The sequence below is a fragment of the Pseudomonas nicosulfuronedens genome, assembly GCF_005877905.1.
GTDB classification, from domain to species: domain Bacteria; phylum Pseudomonadota; class Gammaproteobacteria; order Pseudomonadales; family Pseudomonadaceae; genus Pseudomonas; species Pseudomonas nicosulfuronedens.
Genome location: NZ_SWDV01000013.1, coordinates 204,909 through 224,602, shown reverse-complemented (window position 1 = coordinate 224,602; position 19,694 = coordinate 204,909). Strand labels below are relative to the sequence as shown.

Here is a 19,694-nt window from a genome sequence, read left to right as displayed (position 1 = left end):
TTGATTCGAGAACTAGAAGAAATGATCCGTCCGCGCAAACCGGCTGCCAATAGTGCGTTCGGAACCGCAGCTGTAGTGCGTACCTGATTCTGAGGGGAGCGAACTGCAGCTCCTTCAACCGAGATTTCTCTGGAGCGCCGCCGGATTCTGGAATGGGCGCATGAAAGCGACCTACCGTCCGCGTGGGTTCCTGCAACTGCCGATTCGACACAATGCGCCGGCGCGACTCAAGCGACTAAGGACTGCCCCGGAAACGGTTTTGAAAGAGATGCATGGGGCGCCCGCGGGGCCTAGATCTTGATGGTGCCGGTCACCAAGCCATAGATCCCGCCGAGAGCGGCAGCAATCGTCACTACGAATATCAACAACTCGACACCGGAGAACAGCCGAGCGTTCTGCTCCTTCCTGGCCCAGAAATAAAGCACCGTACCGGCCAGGCAGAGCACTGCCATCAGCAGAACATATTCGAGCCCGGCAGCCACGAACATGAACAGGGTGTAGATAACGGCAAGCGCACCGATCACCAGGTCGCGTCCTCGCTCGCCGGAAGTGTGCTCGTAGCCTTCGCCGCCGCGCGCCACCTGCACGCCGTAGATGGCAACCAGCAAGTACGGCAGCAGTGCGGTGACACTGGTCATGTCCAGCATGAGGTTGAAGGCATCGCGCGACCAGAACGTCGAAATGACGAAGCAGGAAACCACCCCGTTGGTGAGCCAGAGCGCGTTGGCCGGAACCGCGTTGGCGTTCTGCGTCCCAAAGACCCTGGGCATGTCTTTGGAGCCGGCGGCGGCGAACAGCACTTCGGCACAGATAAGCGACCAGGCGAGGTAGGCGCCGAGGACCGAAACCAGGACGCTGATCGAGATGAACACCGCCCCCCAGTGGCCGACGACCAGCTCCAAGGCCCCCGCCAACGAAGGGTTGGCAACCCCTGCGATGACCGCCCGTGGCGCTACGGCGTAAGGCAGGAGGGTTACCGCCACCATCAGGCCGGTAACGGCGACGAATCCCAGGATGGTGGCGCGACCGACGTCCGAGCGAGTCCGCGCATAGCGCGAGTAGACGCTGGCCCCTTCGATGCCGATGAACACAAAGACGGTGATCAGCATCGTGTCCCGCACTTGCTGCAGGAGGGGCTTCTCCGGCATGCCGGTGCCGCCGAAGAAGTTCTCGGCGAATTGATCGTAGTGAAAGAAGAAGATGAACGAGAGGATGGCCACTAGGATCGGCACGATCTTCGCGATGGTCACCACGGTATTGATATAGGCGGCCTGCTCGACCCCACGCAGGATGAGGAAGTGGAACAGCCAGATGCCGACCAGCGAGACGGCGATGGCCGGGGCGCTGCTGCCATCGCCGAAGACCTCGGGAAAGAAGCGCCCGAGCGTCGAGCCGATCAGCACCCAGTAGAAGACATTGCCCAGGCAACTGCCCAGCCAGTAGCCGAATGCCGACAGAAAGCCTACGTAGTCGCCGAACCCGGCCTTGGCGTAGGCGAAGACGCCAGAGTCGATGTCCGGGCGCTTCGCGGCCAGGGTCTGGAACACCCGAGCCAGCATGTACATTCCGGTGCCGGCGATCGCCCAGGCGATGATGGCGCCGAAAGGACCGGTCGCGATGGCGAAGCGTCCCGGCAGGTTGAAGATGCCAGCACCGACCATGGAGCCGACAACCATCGCGAAAAGCGCAAGCAGAGAGAGCTTGGTGACGGGGCGTTCACTCACGTTGACCTCCAATATCCCTGGCTGCCATGGGAAAGGCTTGCAGATGCTGCGCGAGGCAGGTGGCTCGGCTGGCGCAGAGTATAGCCACAGACATAACGCACATCGGGCATGAGGCAGAAGTTGCCGAGCGTCACCGTTTTCAGAAGTTTCTCGGCCATACCGTTGCTCTGCGATCGGCACAACGAGAGGCAGTGGCAGCTGGCCAATCTGCCGAACAAGGGTACGGGCTGTTCGGCGGTACAAGTCAGCTGGTTTCACGTAGCCACTGCACAGACGTCGACGGCAACACTCCGCCAGGGTGTTGCTCGCAGGCCTTCAGCACCGCATTGCGAGGGATGCCCGGCAATATCTGAAGTTTCAACCATTTTCAAATCGACCATGGCAACGGGGTGAAACCCAGGCGAGCGGATCATGAGGAGAAGCCGCTCATGCCAGGTAAGACGAGCGCATCCAACCTACCCGAAAGCTGCAATTAGTCTCTGGAGGGCTGACGCGAACATATGTCCGCTATGGGTCGGTAGCTGCCTCCCACCAGCGGCAGAAATCGGCCAGGAGCGGACATTGAGCAACCCCATCCTATTCAGCCCATGGCTTCACGCTTTTCTACGAGGAAGTCGATCAGCGCCCGCACCTTGGCCGGCATCTGGGCGCGCGTGGGGGCATACAGGTAGAAGCCGGGGAAGGACTGGCACCAGGGCTGCAGCACGCGCACCAGTTCTCCGGATGCCAGTTGCTCGCGGACGCAGACGTCCAGGTACTTGATCAGCCCGACGCCCTGGACGGCGGCCTTGAGCATGCTCTCGTCGTCGTTGAAGACGACGCTGCCCCTTGGCTCGAACACCTGAGTGATTGTCTCGTCCTCCGGCGACGTAAAAGCCCAGCGATCCAGCGTCCCGCTGCTGGTGAAGCGGTAGGCGAGGCAATTGTGCTGCACCAGATCGGCCGGTGTCTGCGGGATGCCATGGCGCTTGAAATACGCTGGTGATCCGACGATCGCCATCTCGATTCGCGGCGTGATCGGCACGGCCACCATGTGTTCGTCCAGGCTCTCGCCCAGCCGAACCCCTACATCGGCTCCGTCGGCAATGATGTTGGCGAAGCCATCGTTGAGTACCAGTTCCAGCCGCAATCCGGGATAGCGGGAAAGGAATTCCCCCAGGTGGGGCTCCAGCAATGTCCGTGCGGCGATGCGAGAGGAGTTGACTCGAATCAGACCCGTTGGCGCAGACGTCACTTCACTGAGCTCGGCAACGGCTGTGTCGATCATCTTCAACGCGGGCGCTACCGCCTCGAACAGGCGCCGGCCTTCTTCGGTCAGTGACATGTCCCGTGTCGTGCGATGCAACAACCGGACATTGAGCTGCTGCTCAAGACCTTTGAGGTGCTGTGAGAGTGCCGCCCGGGAAATTTCCATCTCCGTCGCGGCCTTGGTGAAACTGCGATGGCGGGCGATGTGGACGAACCAGGCCAGGCCGGGAAGCAGCGCAGGATTGATCGACATATTGTTTAGCTTTGCTTACGAGTCATGTCGATTTTGGCACGTTTTTCCAAAACAAAACTGGGCCTAGCATGAATCCATCGAGCAACGCCCTGTTGCTCACTCCCAGGAGCCAGGCTCATGCAACACATCCGCATTCAAACCCTCGATGGTCATGGCATCACGCTCGCCGCTGATCTCCATCTGCCGGCCGGTTTCGACCAGAACAAACCGTACCCCGCCATCGTCGTTGCCCACCCGGGCGGTGGCGTCAAGGAGCAGGCCTCTGGCTTGTATGCTCGCAAGCTGGCCGAACAGGGCTTCCTGGCAATCGCCTTCGATGCGTCCTTCCAGGGTGAAAGCACCGGCATGCCGCGCCAGCTGGAGAACCCCTACATCCGTACCGAAGACATCAGTGCCGTGATCGACTACCTGACGACTCTTCCGTACGTCGATGCCAACCGAATCGGCGCGATGGGCATCTGCGCAGGCGCCGGTTACACCGCCAACGCTGCGATCAATGACCGCCGCATCAAGGCAGTTGGTACGGTCAGCGCCGTGAACATCGGCCAGATGTTCCGCAATGGCTGGGAGAACACCGTCAAGGATGCCGAGGCCCTGCCGTACATCGAGCACGGTTCCCAGGCCCGCACCCAGGATGCACAAGGCAAGGAGCTGGCCACCCTGCCCCTGGCACCGATGCGCGAAGAAGATGCCCCCAACGAAGAACTGCGCGAAGCCTGGGAGTACTACCACACCCCGCGCTGCGAACACCCCAATGCACCGGGCTTCATGACCGCCCGCAGCCTGCCGCAGATCATCACCTACGACGCCTACCACAAGGCCGAGGCCTTCCTGACCCAACCGTTGCAGATCGTCGCGGGCACCCAGGCCGGCAGCAAATGGATGAGCGATGACCTGCTCGCCCGTGCGGCCTCCAGCGACAAGCACCTGCACCTGATCGAGGGCGCCAACCACATGTCGCTCTATGACAAGCAACCCTATGTCGACGAAGCCGTGTCGGTGCTGGCCGGATTTTTCCAGAGCCGCCTGTAAGCCATTCCCTTGTTCGGAGCACGCAGCATGACCACCATCCAGCACGTCACCTACCGCAACCTGGGCTGGGACTCGGCCGCCAACCTGTACCTGCCGCCGGGTTTCGATGAGAGCAAGAAATACCCCACGATTGTCAGCACCCACCCCATTGGCAGCTGCAAGGAGCAGACCTCGGGCAACGTCTACGGCCAGCAACTGGCCGAACAGGGCTTCGTCGTACTCGCCTTCGATGCCAGCTTCCAGGGCGCCAGTGGTGGCGAACCACGCTTCATCGAAGACCCGGCCATCCGCGTTTCCGATATCCGCTTCGCTATCGACTTCCTGGTCGCCCAGCCCTATGTGGATGCGCAACGCATTGGCGCCATCGGCATCTGCGGCGGTGGTGCCTACACCATCAACGCAGCGATCACTGATCACCGCATCAAAGCCCTAGTCTCGATTACCGGTGTCAACTTCGGGCGGCTGATCCGCGAAGGTTTCAGCCAGTTCGATCCGCTCGGCGCCCTGAAAGCGATGGCCGCCCAGCGCACCGCCGAAGCCCAGGACGCGCCACGCCATGTGATCGACTACCTGCCGGAGTCGGTGGAAGCCGGGAAACAGGCCGGCCTGAAAGACATCGACGTACTGGAGGCCACCGAGTACTACAAGTCCGCACGCGGCCAGCAACCCAATGGGGCCACCAGTGGCCTGTTCTCCTTCAACAGTGCAGCGATGGCCTGGGATGCATTCGCCCATGCCGAAACGCTACTGACCCAACCGCTGCTGGTGGTGATTGGTGACAAGCCCGGTGCCTTTGGCGCCTACCGCGACGGCTGGGAGATCTATGGCCGGGCAGCATCGGCTGCCAAGCAGATTTTCGTCGCCGAAGGCTGGTCGCACTACGACCTGTACGACAAGCCAGATCCTGTGGCCCTGGCCATGGCTCAGGTCGCGCCCTTCTTCAAGGAATACCTTTAGTCCACGCAAATCGCAGACGCGGAGCGCCTCATGAAAAATGTAGTCATCCTCGGCGCCACTGGGCAGATCGCTTCGTGGGTCGTACAAGGGCTTGGGCAACTGAGCGGAGTGCAGCAGACCTTACTGCTGCGCGACCCCAGGAAGCTTTCCGGAGCGGAGCCTGATAATGCTCGAGTGGTTATCGGCAACGTACTGGATCAGGAACTGCTGCGCGAGGTCATGGCTGGCCAGGACGTTGTCTATGCAAATCTCAGCGGCGACGATCTGGAGGAGCAGGCAAACAGCGTGATCGATGCCATGCAGACCAGTCACGTCAAGCGCCTGATCTTTGTCCTTTCACTGGGCATCTACGACGAAATCCCTGGCAAGTTTGGCCAGTGGAATCACGAAGTCATCGGCGAGCCGCTCAAGTACTACCGGCGCGCAGCCGATGCCATCGAAGCCTCAGGGCTGGAATTCACCATCCTGCGCCCAGCGTGGCTGACCGACGAGGACGAAGTGGACTACGAAACCACCGGCAAGGATGAACCGTTCAAAGGCACGGTGGTGTCGCGCAGGAGCGTGGGCGACCTGGTCATCCATCTGATCCGGACCCCCGGCCTGCATGTGGGTGCGAGTCTGGGCGTGAATAAACCCGGGAGCGAGGGCGACAAGCCTTACTTCATGTAGTCCCTGACTGGAGCATTCCCGCCAGCCAAGTGGCGGGGACGACATTGAGGCCGGATCGGCGTCGTACCTGAACGTCCGCTATGGGTCTGTAGCCGCCTCTCACCAGGGGCAGTCATCGGCCAGAAGCGGTCTTTGGCGTGGAATGCCCCGTATCGGAACACATCAAGTGGGGGGCCCCGTGGAAATGGGCTAAGTTGTCGTCCCATCCTCAAAACTGACCTGTCATTCCTGCGCGAATATCTGATGCTGAGCTCTACCCTTATCAACGGCCGATCAACAACACCGCCCTTGCAGGACGAACCCCTGGTGCCCTGGTGGAGTTTCACGAAAACGGTTTTGGCCGCGACTGCTCTGACGTTGGTGCGCGACGGTAGGCTCGATCTGGATGCGTTGCTTCCCGAAGGTGCCTTCACTCTGCGCCAGCTTTTGCGTCACGAAGCAGGCCTTGCGGACTATGGCGAACTGGCCGAGTACCACGCCGCCGTAGCCAACCGTGAACCAGCATGGCCCGCAGACGAAATGATGCGGCGCCTGGATGGCCACCGCCTCCGATACAGCCCCGGAACGGGTTGGCGCTACTCGAATGTTGGTTTCATGCTGGTAGCCCAAATCATCGAGCGTGCTGCCGATTTGCCGCTCTCAGAGGCTCTCCGGCAACAAGTCCTGGGCCCGCTGGGCATATCGACGGCTCGCTTGGCAATGGAGCGAACTGAACTGAGTGGAGCGTGCCTGGGCAGTTCGTTGAATTACGACCCCGGCTGGGTCTATCACGGACTGCTGATTGGCCCTGTCTCGCAGGCTGCCCGACTGCTTGATGGTGTGCTTGCAGGAGATCTCCTGCCCGCCAACCTGCTTCAGGAAATGCAGGCGACGCGAGCACTGGGCGGCCCGATGGCAGGCCGGCCCTGGGTAGCGCCTGGGTATGCGCTGGGCCTGATGCGAGGAGGCATAGAGGGTGATCTGACGTTGGCTGGGCATACCGGGTGCGGGCCAGGAAGCGTTATTGCGGTCTATCGATGTGCCGTTGGAGACTCCACCGCCTGCTGTGCCATGCACGCGATGGGGGCGGATGAGGCAGCTCTCGAAAAGCAGCTAGTGCAAAGGATACGACAGGCACTGGAAGCCAGACGCTGAAGCTGCACCAGCCTGCTCGGAGCGCCTTCTCTGCGCAATGTCCTCGCTGGGTCGTTAGCCAACAGTGAACCACCCGCCTTCGAACCCCTTGAAGACGTGGCGCGATGTTCGCCAACGCGCGTTCAACTTTGGCGTCCTTCTCTCCCACAGAAGCGACGTGGAACATGATATCCCGAGCAGTTTCGACATCCGCCCAGGTGGTGCGAGGAAAGGTACCCGCACGCCTTGGTCGGCCTGCCAGGCCGGACCTGCCCTCAGGCAGGCCCGGTATTCGCCCGATTCAAACCTGATATCTGGCTGCCGGCACGTTGCGCGACAAATTGGGCATCAGTTTCTGGCGCGCCGTTTCATAGTCATTCAAGTCGTTGATTTCCGGGAGCGCCGGAATGGTGACGAACTCGCCCTGGTCGAGCCCGGCGAGCGCCGCATCCACCATGTCGTCCGCCTTCATCACGATAGCGTCCGGCAGATGTTCCAGCGGTGTGCCGGCCAGGCCCCAGAAGTCGGTGGCGGTTGCACCAGGCAGTACCACCTGTACTCGGACGTTCTTGTCCGCCAGTTCATGGCGCAGCGATTGACTGAAGGCGAGGACGAATGCCTTGGAGCCACCGTACACACCATTCAGCACCTCCGGTGCAATGGCGACGATGGAAGCGATGTTGATCAGCGTGCCGCCACCGCGAGCGACGAAGCCGGGCACGGCGGCATAGGTCAGGCGCGTCAGCACATTCACGTTCAGCGTGAGCAGGTCCTCCAGCTTGTCGACATTCGACTCCAGCAAGGGGCGGGTTGCACCGACACCGGCGTTGTTTACCAGCACAGAGATGCTGGCATCCGAGCGGAGCAGATCTTCGACCCGGGCCAGATCGGCCCTGTCGGCCAGATCGGCGACCTCGACTTCAATGGCACGTCCGGTTTCATCGCTCAGGCGCTTGGCCAGCGCATTCAGACGCCCACGGTTACGGGCGACCAGGATCAGGTCATAGCCACGACGAGCCAGGCGTTCAGCATAGATGGCGCCAATTCCGGACGAGGCGCCGGTGATCAGTGCAGTACCAGGTTGAGAGTGAGTCATGTCGATTCTCCAGCGGCGGTTGGGAGGAACTGGAGATCAGAATGCAGCAGCTTGGCGATATCTCAAATGACGTATAAGGTAGTGATTAAGGACATTCGAGAACTCATCATGCACCGCATCGGCTATCTGCTTACGGACGGGTTCCAAGTGCTCTCCCTGGCCACCCAGTCGGTCTTCGAGTTTGCCAATCTGGCGGTTGGCAAGCCGGTCTACAGCATCGAGCACTTCTCGCCATCCGGAGGCCTGGTTCGTTCCTCGCTGGGCCTGACGATGCAGACCCGCCCCCTGCAAGCGCCAAGACTGGCCGACACCTGGATGGTGGTCGGGGTTAACAACCCGCTGGAGAGCGAGACAGCAGCAACGGTTCTCGACTTCGTGCGCAAGGCCGGTAGCCAAGCGCGCCGCACCGTCGGTATCTGCACTGGCGGCTTTATCCTCGCAGAAGCAGGGCTGCTCGCCGGGCGGCGTGCAACAACTCATTGGGCCTACGCCCAGGCCTTGCAGAGTCGCCATCCAGATATCTCGGTCGAGGAAGATCGTATCTACATCGTCGATGGGCCCTTCTGGACATCGGCCGGCATGACCGCCGGCCTCGACCTCGCCGTCGGCCTGGTGGAGAAGGATCTGGGGCCCGAGGTCGCCCGCTCGGTGGCGCACAAGTTGGTGATGCACCAGCACCGCTCGGGTGGTCAATCGCAGCACTCTGAAATGCTCGACCTCGCCCCCAAATCCGATCGTATCCAGAGCGTCCTGAACTATGCCCGACAGCACCTGAAGCAACCGCTGGGCGTCGAGGAACTCGCCGATATCGCACACCTCAGCCCCCGCCAGTTCACCCGCGTGTTCACCGCCGAGACGGGGCAGTCCCCGGCCAAGGCCATCGAAGGGCTGCGCCTGGAAGCCGCCCGGCTGATGATCGAGCAAAGCCGCCACTCACTCGATGTAGTGGCCAGGGAGACAGGTTTCCGAGATCGCCGTCATATGCGAGAAGTCTTCATGCGCGGCTTCGGTGTGCCGCCACAAGCCGTACGCCGAGATGCTCGCAGGGTAATGCCTGCTCATTCCGGACTGACTGATGGGCAAGCAAGCTGATTGCTTCCCATGAATCCGCATTGGCACAAAAATGAAGTCAGCACTCCATGCTCGCATGGGAATTCAGGCAATCCTGGGCTGCCCTCAAGCTGCACGACAGCATGTTGGGGATAGTCGATGGCAAACGCAGTAAGACGACCATTGCCATCGCGACGTCATGGATCGAAAGCCTCCTGAAGATCGGATATCGTCCTGCGTTAAACCAAACAAGCGCAGAGGCGGATTCCCCATGAACATCGTCATTCCCGATGACTACCAGGACGTGATCCGGACGCTGGACTGCTACACCCGACTGGCCGGGCACGATGTCCACGTGCTGCATGACCTGGGGCCCGCCTCGCCGGACGAACTGGCTGCGCGCTTCGCCGATGCAGACGCGCTGGTGCTCACCCGCGAGCGCACCCGCATCGACGCTGCGCTGCTCGACAGACTGCCCAGGCTCAAACTGATCAGCCAGACGGGCAAGGTCTCGGGGCACCTCGACCTGGACGCCTGCACCGAACGCGGCGTCGTGGTGACGGAGGGTCGGGGCTCGCCCGTGGCGCCCGCCGAACTGGCCTGGGCGCTCATCCTCACCGCACGCCGGCAACTCGTTCCAGCCATCGAGGCGTTCAGGAGCGGGCAATGGCAGGTCAACCTGGGCCACGCGCTGGCCGGGCAGACCCTGGGCATCTGGGGCTACGGCAAGATCGGCCAGCGTCTGGCGCGCTACGCCCAGGCGTTCGACATGCCGGTGCTGGTCTGGGGCAGCGACAACAGCCGGGCCGCCGCCGTCGCCGACGGCCATCAGGCGGCCACTTCGCGCGCAGCCTTCTTCGCCGAAGCGGATATCCTCAGCCTCAACCTGCGCCTGTCCGACAGCACTCGCCATGGGGTCACCTCCACGGACCTGGCTGGCATGAAGCCCAGCGCCCTGCTGGTGAATATCAGCCGCGCCGAGCTAATTGCCCCCGGCGCGCTACGGCAGGCCCTGGACGCCGGCCGGCCTGGCTACGCGGCCGTGGACGTGTTCGAGCAGGAACCTCTGCTCGCCCCCGACAACGACCTGCTGAATCATCCCCGCGCACTCTGCACCCCGCACCTGGGGTACGTGGAGAAGAACGGCTACGAGCTGTACTTCGGCGATGCCTTCGACAACGTGGTGGCGTTCTTCGACGGAGCACCGAAGAACATGGCGAATCCGCAAGCCCTGGCGGCTGGGCGGACGCAAAGGCCCTAGCGGACTCTGCCGCTTCGGCGCATCAGGGCCACGCACTCAAGCTGGAAAGTGGCAAGGCCCTGCGCAGCACTCGAAACGGACACAGATCCCGACATGAGCCGGATACCAATCTCCAGCGAACCTGAAGATCGCCGGCGCACTGCAGTACCAGGCAGCACGACAGCGCATCCGACCTCGCCGAGGAAAGAGGCAGGTACGGGCAGGCGAAATGCACCGTCGGCAGATAGAAAAACGTCGGTGCGCCGCCTTCCCAAGGATCATGGCGGCCCGGCAAGATAGCGGCATTCGCCGCCGCTTTTCGGTGGTCCCCGTCTGCCTTGCGCCACCGGAGTCGTATGCAACCGCGCGACCTTGCCGCCTACCTGTTCCTCGCACTCGGCTGGGGGCTGTCCTTTCTCGTCCTGCTCAAGGCCATTGCCGGGTTCGGCTGGGTGGGCGCGGTGAGCTTCCGCGCGCTGATCGCCAGCTTCACGCTGTTCGCAGTGGCGAAACTGTCCGGGCGCCGGTTGAATTTCGAAGGACTGTGGAAACCACTGTGCGTGGTCGGTGCCACGACGGTGGCCGGCCAGTTGATCGGCATGACCTACGCCACCCCACGCATCGGCACCGCCATGGCGGCGATCTTCGTCGCCGGCATCCCGCTGTTCTCCATGCTCATCGGCCGTCTCTGGGGCCTGGAGCGCATCACCTGGAGCGGCCTGGGCGGGCTGGTCCTGGGCTTCTGCGGCATGGTGCTGCTGGTGGGATTCCCGGCGGTACCGGTCACCCACGAATTCATCCTCGGCAGCGCAGCCTCGGTGTTCGGCGCGGTTTGCGCAGCCTTCGGCAGTAACTACGCGAGCCTCAGACTACGCACCGCCGGTCCCTGGGAAGTCACCTGCGGCGCCTTCGGCATCGGCGGGCTACTGACGCTTCCATTGCTGATCTGGGTGCCGGTTCCGGGTACGCCGCAACCGGTCGACTTCCTCTTCCTGCTGCTCTGCGGCTGCGTGCTCAGTGCGGTGAACTACGTCGTGTACTTCCAACTCGTCGCGCGCATCGGGGCGACGAAAACCATCAGCGTGGAATTCGTCGTCACCGTCGTCGCCGTTCTGGTGGGTGCGCTAGTGCTGGGCGAAAGCCTGTCGCTGATGCAAGGCGTGGGCGCGCTGATCATCCTGATCGGTTGTGCCCTGGTGCTCGGGCTGCTGCCCGGCACCAGGGCGCGCGCCATCACTTAGCTGACCTGGGCCTGGGCGATGCCAGTTGCGGCGTCGTCGCGGTCGATCACTTCCATGGGCAGGCGCGAGGTTTCACGCAGCAGCCAGGAACACACTGCCACCAGCAATAGCGCCGCCGCGCCGTAGAGCGCCACGCCGAACGGGTTGCGGCCCGTGGCGATAAGGATGGCCGTGGCGATGCTCGACGCCGTGCCGCCGCCCAGTGCCGCGCCGATCTGGTAGCTGAAGGAAATCCCCGAGTAGCGCATTTCCCGCGGGAACTGCTCAGCGAGGAAAGCCGGGATCGGCCCCTGGGTCGCGCCCATGAAGAAGCCCACGGCGACGTACGCCAGCAACGCCAACGGCAGGTTGTGCAGACCGATCAGCGGGAAGAAGGCGAACAACCCCAGCGCCATGATGGCCGCCCCGAAGATCATCACCGCGCGGCGCCCAAAGCGATCCGACAGGTGGCCGAAGAACGGTGCGGACGCCACGATGGCCACCGACAACGAAAAATCGAACAGCAAGGCGTGGCTGCTGCTATAGCCGATATCGGTCGCGTAGGCGAGGAAGAAGGTGCTGCCGATGTAGGCGATGGTGACGTAGCCGAAAGCGATGCCGATGCACAGCAGCAGCTCGCGCGGACGGCGGCGGAAAGCCTCCATCAGCGGCATGCGCGCCTCGGCCTGCGGCGCGGCCTTGGGCGACGGTGCGGTGTTCTGCAGGCGCGCGTAGAGGCCAATCAGCATCAGCAGGCCGCCAAGCCAGAACGGGATGCGCCAGGCGATGCCGCTCAGGTCATCGTCGAAGGCGAAGCTGACAATGGCGAACACCGCCGAGCCGAAGATGCCACCGATGCCGATGCCGATGCTCGTGAAGCTACCCCACAGACCGCGGCGACCCTTGGGTGCAACCTCGATGCCGAACAGCGCCGCCCCGCCCCACTCCCCGCCGGCGGCGAAGCCCTGGACCAGCCGCAGGAGTACCAGCAGGACGGGCGCAGCCGCGCCAATGCTGGCGTGGGTTGGCAGGAAGCCGATCAGCAGGGTGCTCGCCCCCATCAGCACCAGGGTGGCGACCAGCGCCTTCTGCCGGCCGTAGCGGTCACCCAGGTGGCCGAACACCACGCCGCCCAGTGGACGGGCAAAGAAGCCGGCGCCGAAGGCTGCAAAGGCAACCAGCACGGCGGTCAGGCGATCCATGCCGGGGAAGAACAGCTGCGGGAAGATCAGTGCGGCGGCGTAGCCGTAGATGACGAAATCGTAGAACTCCAGCGCGGTACCCATGCCGGAGACGCAGAAGGTGCGAAAGGCCGAGCGCGAGCCAGGAGCTGCGGGCGTGTGGTCGATCATGGCGGTTCACTCTTGTTTTTTTGGCAACACGAAACCCGCGCGGCGGCCGGCAGGCCGCCACGGGGCGTTGGTTTAGATGCGATGACGCGTAGGACACACAACCCGGAACGGGTTTTCCGCCGACAGCTCGGCGGCGGATAACGCTGGCGCGTTATGCGCCCTACGAACTAGAAACGCAGGAAGCCTTCGTCGGCCAGCTTCTTCGGCGTACCGGCGACGTACTCCAGGGCGCAGTTCGTGGTGTCCAGACCGATGCTCAGCAGGGTTTCCCAGCGCTCGGTATCCGGCTCGGACATGTCCGGGTGGAAGCAAACCACCGCCTGGTCGCCGTCCGCGCCGCAGAAGGCGTCGGCACGTTCGCGCAGGGCCTTGCCAGTCATGCCGGCGGTGGCGGCCTTGAGGTGTTCCAGGCGCGCATAGGTGGTAGACACGTCCGCCGTGCGCTCGCCCCAGCTCAGCTCGCCGTCGAGGAAGTGGTTGGTGTGCAGCAGCCAGCCATCTTCGCGCGGTACTACCACGGCGGTGTGTGCCGGACTCATCTCGATGCTGGCGGCGCGGGCGCGGACGTCGTTGCGCGTGAACACAGTGAGCACCGTGGATGCGCTGACCCGCGCCGACCGCGCCAGGTCGATGGCCTCGGTGACGCTGCTGGCTTCTTCCAGCACCCGACGGGCGATGGCGTGCACCGGCACGCCGGCGCTGCCGTCGTCACTGGCGTGGTGCAGGATGTTGAAGTGCACCCCCAGCCCTGCGCTGTTCACGCCGATCTTGCCGAGCATCCCGAACTCGGTGAACAGTTTGGCAGTCAGGCCGGTACTGCCGGTGAAGCCCAGCAGCAGGCCGTGGGGCACCAGGCTGTCGTGCCAGTCCCAGGTCTGCAGACTGCGCGGTGCAGCAGCACCCGCCGGGGCGTAGACGGAGGTGGAGCATTCGCCTTCCACCGGTTGCTCGGGCATTACCGCCAGAATCTCGGTGCGGGCGTTCAGCGCCGCCAGTTGCCAAAGCGGCAGGCCGACGCCCAGGGCCAGGCCTTCGACCTCCTTCGCCAGGGCCGGGCACCAGTCGGCCAGCGCTGCCAGGCTCGCTTCGCCAATGGCGCGCGCCTTGTCGATCTCCACGCCGACGCGCGGGAAGAAGTCCAGGTACAGCGCCACGGTCTGGCGGATCTGCTCGGCGAAGGTTTCACCTATCTGCCGGCCACGCTGCAGCGGGTCGCGGATGTCGGTGGTGAAGGTGTGAAGAATCACGGCAAGGCTCCTGTTACTACATGAACGAATGAATTGAAGCAAAGCGCACTTTGTAGAATGAAGAAGGGTCAGGGTTTGTCGCACGCTTTTTAACTATGGCCGACTATAGACTTCGCGGCCGGCAAACCAGGTCTTGAGCACTCGGGTATCGCGCAACGCCTCGGGCTTGACCGTGAACACGTCGCGGTCGAGCAGGACCAGGTCCGCCTGCTTGCCCGGCTTGAGCGACCCGATGCTGCCCTCCAGACGAATAGTGCGCGCGGCGTTGAGGGTGTAGGCCTGGAACATGGTCTGCCGGTCGATGTCCTCAGCGGCGTTGAGCACCCCTTTCGGGCCGACGCGCTGGATCGCCTGGTAGATGGCCTTCCACGGATCGGGCGTGGTAATCGGCCAGTCGCTGGCGCCGGAAATGGTCGCGCCGTTCTTCAGCAGCGAGCGCGCCGGGTACATGTGCAGGAAGGCCATGGCACTGACGTAGGGCTTGACCAGGTCGACGCTGTTCTCGTCGGCGGCCGCCCAGTACAGCTGCATGGCGGCAATCACGTCGAGCGCCTTGAAGCGCGGGAAGTCCTTGGGATTGACCATCTGCAGGTGAGTGATCGAATGCGGGATGCCGCTGTGGCGATCCTTGCGCGCTTGCTCGATGCCGTTGAGCGACTCGCGCACCGCGCGGTCACCAATGGCATGGATGTGCACCAGCCAGCCACGGGCGTCGGCGGCGCTGACCAGCTCACCGAAGTGCTTGGGATCGATCAGCAACTCGCCGTACTTCTTCGAATTGCTGTAGGGCTCGATCATCGCCGCGCTCTGCGCCGGAATCTCGGCCACGCCGTCGGCGAATACCTTGATGCCCGGCAGCGTCAGGTTGGGAACATCGATGAATTGCTGGCGCACCTTGTCCAGTTCGTCGAGGTCGGCCGGTGTGGCCTTCGAGTCGGCCATCAGCAGCGCGGCGACGTGCGCCGTCAGCCCGCCCTGCTCCGCCAGCAGCTTGTAGGCCGGCAGCACGCCAACGGAGTCGTTGTGGATGTCACCACCGGGGTTCTCGTTCGCCAGGGGCTCCATCCAGGCGGTGATGCCCAGCTCGTGGTAGTAGCTCTGCGCGCCCTTCAGGGCCTTGAGCAGCTCGTCGTTGCTGGCCAACGGCAGCAGCGCCTGCACCGGGTACAGACCGGCATCCACCAGGAATCCGTTGGGCTTGCCGTCGGCGTCGTGGCCGATGGTGGCCTGCTCTTCGCCCTTCAGCGACTTGACCTTGGCCACGTCGATCCCGGCGAGGTCGAGCAGCGCCTGGTTGGCCCAGCCGGTGTGATAGTCACCGCCGGCCAGGAGGATCGGCTGCTTTGCCCATTCTCCCTGGTTGAAGCGCTGCTGCAATTCACCGAGTTCGTCCCAGTACGCCGTCGGCACGCCACCGACATAGAGGAACTGGCCACGCCGCGCGCGGCCGTCGTCACGCCACTGGCGCAGCTTGCCCTCGAACTCGGCCAGGGGCAGGTCCTGGTTGTCCAGGTTGGCCTGGAGCATCTGCAGGCCGCCCTTGACCAGGTGGGTATGGGCATCGATGAAACCGGGCATCAGCACCTGACCCTGCAGATCGATGACCTGGGTCGACGGCTGCCGGAGCTTGAGGACCTGCGCATCGGAGCCGACGGCGAGGATACGGCCGTTCTCCACCGCCACCGCCTGCTGCAGCGCCTGGCCGGGTTCGGCGGTGTAGACCTTGCCGCCGTGGAAGATGAGGTCGACGGCGGCCATAGTTTCCATCGAGGAAAAAGCGCAAGCCGCCGACACCAGCGCCGGAATCAGTAGTTTCATCGCAGAGCCTTCGTTATTGTTGATCTGTGACGAAGGTTAAGCAAAAGCCCCGGCGGCTTTAACACTGACTTCCCGCACAACTTCTGTTCCTGCCAGGAAGCAATCCATGGACAAGATGACCGCCCTCACCATGTTCGTCGCCACCGCCGACCACGGCGGCTTCAGCCGCGCCGCCGAACAGCTGGGCAAGACACCCTCGGCGATCACCAAAGGCGTGGCGCAACTGGAGGCCGACCTGGGCCAGCGCCTGTTCGAGCGCACCACGCGACGCATGGCACTGACCGAGGCCGGGCACATCTACCTGGAAGGTGCGCGCTCGGCGCTGATGCAACTGCAGCGCGCCAGCGAAGAGGTCGAGCAGTTGCAGACCGAGCTGCGCGGCAGCCTGCGCATCGTCTCGCCACCCTCCTTCGCCCCGGCCTTTTTCAACGCGGTGTGTTGCCGCTTCCTGCGCGAGCACCCGCAGGTGCGCCTGGAGGTGGACCTGTTGGACGAGTTCGTCGACCTGGTGGAAGGCGGCTACGACATCGCTCTGCGCGACGGCCCCATCGACCTGCCGGACGTGATCGCCCAGCCACTGATCGAGAACCGTCTGATGCTCTGCGCCAGCCCCAGGTACCTCGCTGAAAAGGGTCTGGAGGTGACATTGGAGAACTACGAGCAGCACGACTGGCTGATCTTCCGCCACCCACTGCTGAACCGGAATTTCTGGTGGGTGCAGAAGGACGGCGAACGCCTGCGCATCCGCCAGCCGGTGCCGCGCATCGCCAGCGACAACTACGATTTCCTGCTCTCCTGCCTGCTGGACGGACAAGGTCTGCAGTTCCTGCCGCAATGGAGCGCGCTGCCCTACCTGGAAAGCGGCGAGCTGGTGGAGCAGCTACCCGATTGCTGGCGCGACCAGAGCGCCTTCGGGCCCTGGGTGCATGTACTCTACCTGCCGCACCGGCGCAGTACGCGCAAGGTGCGGGTGTTCATCGAGTACCTGCGCGAGCATCTGCAGGGCAAGGGGTTGATCTGATCTACGTTCGCGCCAGCTGGTGTAATGGCATGCCTGAACACCCAGGGCGTTCTGTGCCCTCCCAACAAAGCCGGCGCTGGGCGGGTTCGCGAGCAAGCTCGCTCCTACAGGCATGTACGTAGCTGCTTTTCGTAGGAGCGAGCTTGCTCGCGAACAATGGCCCATCGATGTTCCGAGGCGCCACGTGCAACATTCACCGCGCCGCGCATCGACCTACTTGATGTACCAACCCCAAGGCTGGTCGCTGAGGTACTCGGTGACCTGTTTGGTCTCCAGGTAGTTGTCCAGGCCCCACACACCCAGCTCGCGGCCGATACCGCTCTGCTTGTAGCCACCCCAGGGCGCCTGGGTGAAGGTCGGCTGCGAGCAGTTGACCCAGACGATGCCGGCACGCAGGCCCCGGCTCACGCGTTGGCAGCGTGCGGGGTCGGCGGACATCACCGCCGCCGCCAGGCCGAACTGGCTGTCGTTGGCCAGGCGCAGCGCCTCGGCTTCGTCCTTGAAACGGCGTACGGCGAGCACCGGGCCGAAGATTTCCTCGCGCCACACAGCACTCTCCAGCGGCGCGTCGATGAACACCGTCGGCTCGACGAACCAGCCCTTGTCCCGATGCGCCGGGCGCTTACCGCCGGTCACCAGTTTCGCGCCATCGCGCACGCCGGCCTCGATGGCCTGCAGCACCTTGGCATGCTGACCGGCGCTGACCAACGGGCCGAGCAGCACACCCGGTTCCAGGCCGTTGCCGATAGTGATACGGCGGGTTTCTTCCACCAGCCGCTCGATCAACCGGTCGTGCAGCCCATCCTGCACCAGCAGACGCGAAGTGGCGCTGCATACCTGGCCCTGGTTCCAGAAGATACCGAAGAGAATCCACTCCACGGCCGCTTCGACATCCGCATCATCGAAGACGATGAACGCCGACTTGCCGCCCAGCTCCAGGCTGACGTTCTTGATGTCCTGGGCCGCCGCCTGCATGATCGCGCGCCCGGTCGGCACGCTGCCGGTGAAGGCCAGCTTGTCCACGCCCGGATGCGCCGAGAGCGGCGAACCGGCGTCGCGGCCCAGGCCGGTCACCACGTTGAGCACGCCCTTGGGCAGGCCCGCGGCATCGGCCGCGGCGGCCAGCTCCAGGGAGGTCAGCGGCGTCAGTTCGGAAGGCTTGAGCACGGCAGTGCATCCGGCAGCCAGCGCCGGAGCGACCTTCCACGAAGCCATCAGCAGCGGGTAGTTCCACGGAATGATCTGCCCCGCTACGCCGACCGGCTCGCGCAGCACGCGGCAGGCAAAACGCTCGTCGGGCAGCGCGACCACTTCACCGTCGTCATTCAGCCCTTCGGCCAGCTCGGCGTAGTAATCGAAGCAGCCGATGGCGTCGTCGATATCCCACTGCGCCTCTGGCAGCGGCTTACCGTTGTCCTGCACTTCCAGACGGGCCAGGTCCTCGCGGCGGCCACGCAGGTTGTCGGCGATGGCACGCAGGTAGCCAGCGCGTTCCTTCCCGGTACTACGACCCCACTCACCCTCGTCGAAGGCCCGGCGCGCAGACTGCACGGCGCGGTCCACATCCTCGACGGTGGCGGCGGCGACTTCGGTCAGCACCGTTTCGCTGGAAGGTTCGTACACTTCAAAGCGGCCGCCTTTCGCGGGTGCCTGCCACTGGCCATCGATATAAAGCTGGTCGCGCATGCGAAGGTCTCCTGAACGGGTTGGACTATTTGTGGACCGAGCATAGGGAAATGGGCGCGGGATTGATAACGCAGCTGCCGTGCATGCGGGCACGCGCGGAGCGGGCCATGCGGGGACATGGCTCTCGTAGGATGGGTGGAGCTTGCGATACCCATCGTCAGGGTCGCCAGCGATTGATGGATACCGCTTTGCTCCACGCCATCCTACAAAGCGATCCGATCACGAAGTCGCCTTCTGCTCCAGGTAGGCTTTGGGCGACAACCCCGTCTCTTCGCGGAAGCAGCGGTAGAAAGTGGACAGCGAGCGGAATCCCGCCGCCCGCGCCAGTTCGTCGATACGCGTGACGCTGGTGGCGTCGCCCAACTGACCGAGCAGGTGGCGCAGGCGCAGCTGGTTCAGGTACTGGTAGAAACTCAGGCCCAGCACCTGGTTGAGAAAGTAGGAAATCTGGTTGCGCGTGTAGCCGGTGGCCGCAGCGACCTGGGGCATGTCCAGGTCCGGGTTGAGAAACGGCCGGCTCTGCTGGAAATACTGCTGGATGTCGCCGCCCAACTGGCTCAACTGTCGCGCAGAAAGCCCCAGGCGGCTGTCGGCCATGCGTGGCTGCGGTTCGCCGGCGGGTTTCTGCGGCTGACCGACCAGCGCCGCGTGCTCGTTGACCCGAATGATCCGGCCATCCCGCACGGTATAGGCCTCGGTGGTGCGGAAGGACACCAGACCTTGCGTGCCGCGCAGGGTCACCTGGTACTGCAGGAAAGCCGTGTCGCCGTCCACCCGCAGACGGTCGGTGTAGACCTGCGATTCATCGCCCGCCGCCGGCATGCTGGTCTGCAGGTATTCACGCAGTTCGTTCGGCGCGATCCGACGCCCCTGGAAGAAGTCGTTGTACTCCACCTGCGGGTCGAACAGCGCCATCAGCGCTTCGATGTCATGGCGGCGCCAGGCCTGGTGATAACGCATCACCACGG

General features: G+C 63.7%; 16 protein-coding genes. 8 read left to right on the top strand and 8 right to left on the bottom strand.

The features are described 5' to 3' along the window. Nucleotides 1-290 precede the first annotated feature (290 nt). Both FAS41_RS13885 and FAS41_RS13880 read right to left on the bottom strand, forming a co-directional pair. Nucleotides 291-1,724, bottom strand: coding sequence for a basic amino acid/polyamine antiporter (locus FAS41_RS13885; protein ID WP_138523137.1), 1,434 nt, complete (start codon nucleotides 1,722-1,724; stop codon nucleotides 291-293). A gap of 580 nt (nucleotides 1,725-2,304) precedes the next feature. After that, nucleotides 2,305-3,225, bottom strand: a complete 921-nt coding sequence (locus tag FAS41_RS13880; protein WP_138523135.1) for a LysR family transcriptional regulator — start codon at nucleotides 3,223-3,225, stop codon at nucleotides 2,305-2,307. Between the two features lie 117 nt (nucleotides 3,226-3,342). On the opposite strand from FAS41_RS13880, the gene FAS41_RS13875 reads away from it, so the two are divergent. From FAS41_RS13875 to FAS41_RS13860, 4 genes are all read left to right on the top strand, one after another. Beyond that, a complete protein-coding gene (locus tag FAS41_RS13875) occupies nucleotides 3,343-4,257 on the top strand; it encodes an alpha/beta hydrolase (RefSeq protein ID WP_138523133.1) in 915 nt (304 codons plus the stop codon). Nucleotides 4,258-4,284: 27 nt separating this feature from the next. Further along, nucleotides 4,285-5,214: an alpha/beta hydrolase gene (locus FAS41_RS13870; protein WP_138523131.1), complete on the top strand. Its 930-nt coding sequence runs from the start codon at nucleotides 4,285-4,287 to the stop codon at nucleotides 5,212-5,214. 30 nt (nucleotides 5,215-5,244) lie between these two features. After that, complete coding sequence (locus tag FAS41_RS13865; RefSeq protein WP_138523129.1) at nucleotides 5,245-5,883, top strand: SDR family oxidoreductase; 639 nt, start codon at nucleotides 5,245-5,247, stop codon at nucleotides 5,881-5,883. 243 nt (nucleotides 5,884-6,126) lie between these two features. Beyond that, nucleotides 6,127-7,017, top strand: a complete 891-nt coding sequence (locus tag FAS41_RS13860) for a serine hydrolase domain-containing protein (RefSeq protein WP_138523127.1) — start codon at nucleotides 6,127-6,129, stop codon at nucleotides 7,015-7,017. Between the two features lie 280 nt (nucleotides 7,018-7,297). Here FAS41_RS13860 and FAS41_RS13855 read toward each other — a convergent pair whose 3' ends face one another. Next, nucleotides 7,298-8,092: an SDR family NAD(P)-dependent oxidoreductase gene (locus tag FAS41_RS13855; protein WP_138523125.1), complete on the bottom strand. Its 795-nt coding sequence runs from the start codon at nucleotides 8,090-8,092 to the stop codon at nucleotides 7,298-7,300. Nucleotides 8,093-8,200: 108 nt separating this feature from the next. On the opposite strand from FAS41_RS13855, the gene FAS41_RS13850 reads away from it, so the two are divergent. The 3 genes from FAS41_RS13850 to FAS41_RS13840 all read left to right on the top strand — a co-directional run bounded on the left by FAS41_RS13850 (nucleotide 8,201) and on the right by FAS41_RS13840 (nucleotide 11,623). After that, nucleotides 8,201-9,184 (top strand): GlxA family transcriptional regulator, encoded by a 984-nt coding sequence (locus tag FAS41_RS13850; protein WP_138523156.1) that lies wholly within the window; start codon nucleotides 8,201-8,203, stop codon nucleotides 9,182-9,184. A gap of 229 nt (nucleotides 9,185-9,413) precedes the next feature. After that, nucleotides 9,414-10,403 carry a D-2-hydroxyacid dehydrogenase family protein gene (locus FAS41_RS13845; protein WP_138523123.1) on the top strand — a complete coding sequence of 330 codons (990 nt, stop codon included), beginning with the start codon at nucleotides 9,414-9,416 and terminating at the stop codon, nucleotides 10,401-10,403. A gap of 335 nt (nucleotides 10,404-10,738) precedes the next feature. Continuing rightward, on the top strand, nucleotides 10,739-11,623 hold the full coding sequence (locus tag FAS41_RS13840; protein ID WP_138523121.1) for a DMT family transporter: 885 nt from the start codon (nucleotides 10,739-10,741) through the stop codon (nucleotides 11,621-11,623). Here FAS41_RS13840 and FAS41_RS13835 read toward each other — a convergent pair. The 3 genes from FAS41_RS13835 to FAS41_RS13825 form a co-directional block, all read right to left on the bottom strand. Beyond that, nucleotides 11,620-12,954 (bottom strand): MFS transporter, encoded by a 1,335-nt coding sequence (locus tag FAS41_RS13835; protein ID WP_138523119.1) that lies wholly within the window; start codon nucleotides 12,952-12,954, stop codon nucleotides 11,620-11,622. The two genes, FAS41_RS13840 and FAS41_RS13835, sit on opposite strands and share 4 nt — an antisense overlap. A 167-nt stretch (nucleotides 12,955-13,121) precedes the next feature. Continuing rightward, complete coding sequence (locus FAS41_RS13830) at nucleotides 13,122-14,201, bottom strand: C45 family autoproteolytic acyltransferase/hydrolase (protein WP_138523117.1); 1,080 nt, start codon at nucleotides 14,199-14,201, stop codon at nucleotides 13,122-13,124. Between the two features lie 93 nt (nucleotides 14,202-14,294). Further along, the gene (locus tag FAS41_RS13825; protein ID WP_138523115.1) at nucleotides 14,295-16,019 is read right to left on the bottom strand and encodes an amidohydrolase; all 1,725 of its coding nucleotides are present in this window, start codon (nucleotides 16,017-16,019) and stop codon (nucleotides 14,295-14,297) included. Nucleotides 16,020-16,125: 106 nt separating this feature from the next. On the opposite strand from FAS41_RS13825, the gene FAS41_RS13820 reads away from it, so the two are divergent. Further along, nucleotides 16,126-17,040, top strand: a complete 915-nt coding sequence (locus FAS41_RS13820) for a LysR family transcriptional regulator (protein ID WP_138523113.1) — start codon at nucleotides 16,126-16,128, stop codon at nucleotides 17,038-17,040. A 213-nt stretch (nucleotides 17,041-17,253) separates the two neighbouring features. Here the strand turns inward: FAS41_RS13820 and FAS41_RS13815 are convergent, their stop codons facing one another. Both FAS41_RS13815 and FAS41_RS13810 read right to left on the bottom strand, forming a co-directional pair. Further along, nucleotides 17,254-18,726, bottom strand: a complete 1,473-nt coding sequence (locus FAS41_RS13815; RefSeq protein WP_138523111.1) for an aldehyde dehydrogenase family protein — start codon at nucleotides 18,724-18,726, stop codon at nucleotides 17,254-17,256. Nucleotides 18,727-18,945: 219 nt separating this feature from the next. Further along, entirely contained in the window at nucleotides 18,946-19,686 is a 741-nt protein-coding gene (locus FAS41_RS13810; protein ID WP_425049022.1) for a helix-turn-helix domain-containing protein, read from the bottom strand. Nucleotides 19,687-19,694: the final 8 nt, after the last annotated feature.

What these genes read in the sequence shown, in the direction of transcription:
- FAS41_RS13855 (WP_138523125.1), bottom strand. Translation starts at nt 8,092, where the DNA reads ATGACTCACTCTCAACCTGGTACTGCACTGATCACCGGCGCCTCGTCC.
- FAS41_RS13820 (WP_138523113.1), top strand. Translation starts at nt 16,126, where the DNA reads ATGGACAAGATGACCGCCCTCACCATGTTCGTCGCCACCGCCGACCAC.
- FAS41_RS13860 (WP_138523127.1), top strand. Translation starts at nt 6,127, where the DNA reads ATGCTGAGCTCTACCCTTATCAACGGCCGATCAACAACACCGCCCTTG.
- FAS41_RS13870 (WP_138523131.1), top strand. Translation starts at nt 4,285, where the DNA reads ATGACCACCATCCAGCACGTCACCTACCGCAACCTGGGCTGGGACTCG.
- FAS41_RS13835 (WP_138523119.1), bottom strand. Translation starts at nt 12,954, where the DNA reads ATGATCGACCACACGCCCGCAGCTCCTGGCTCGCGCTCGGCCTTTCGC.
- FAS41_RS13815 (WP_138523111.1), bottom strand. Translation starts at nt 18,726, where the DNA reads ATGCGCGACCAGCTTTATATCGATGGCCAGTGGCAGGCACCCGCGAAA.
- FAS41_RS13880 (WP_138523135.1), bottom strand. Translation starts at nt 3,225, where the DNA reads ATGTCGATCAATCCTGCGCTGCTTCCCGGCCTGGCCTGGTTCGTCCAC.
- FAS41_RS13840 (WP_138523121.1), top strand. Translation starts at nt 10,739, where the DNA reads ATGCAACCGCGCGACCTTGCCGCCTACCTGTTCCTCGCACTCGGCTGG.
- FAS41_RS13875 (WP_138523133.1), top strand. Translation starts at nt 3,343, where the DNA reads ATGCAACACATCCGCATTCAAACCCTCGATGGTCATGGCATCACGCTC.
- FAS41_RS13810 (WP_425049022.1), bottom strand. Translation starts at nt 19,686, where the DNA reads ATGCGTTATCACCAGGCCTGGCGCCGCCATGACATCGAAGCGCTGATG.
- FAS41_RS13850 (WP_138523156.1), top strand. Translation starts at nt 8,201, where the DNA reads ATGCACCGCATCGGCTATCTGCTTACGGACGGGTTCCAAGTGCTCTCC.
- FAS41_RS13865 (WP_138523129.1), top strand. Translation starts at nt 5,245, where the DNA reads ATGAAAAATGTAGTCATCCTCGGCGCCACTGGGCAGATCGCTTCGTGG.
- FAS41_RS13845 (WP_138523123.1), top strand. Translation starts at nt 9,414, where the DNA reads ATGAACATCGTCATTCCCGATGACTACCAGGACGTGATCCGGACGCTG.
- FAS41_RS13825 (WP_138523115.1), bottom strand. Translation starts at nt 16,019, where the DNA reads ATGAAACTACTGATTCCGGCGCTGGTGTCGGCGGCTTGCGCTTTTTCC.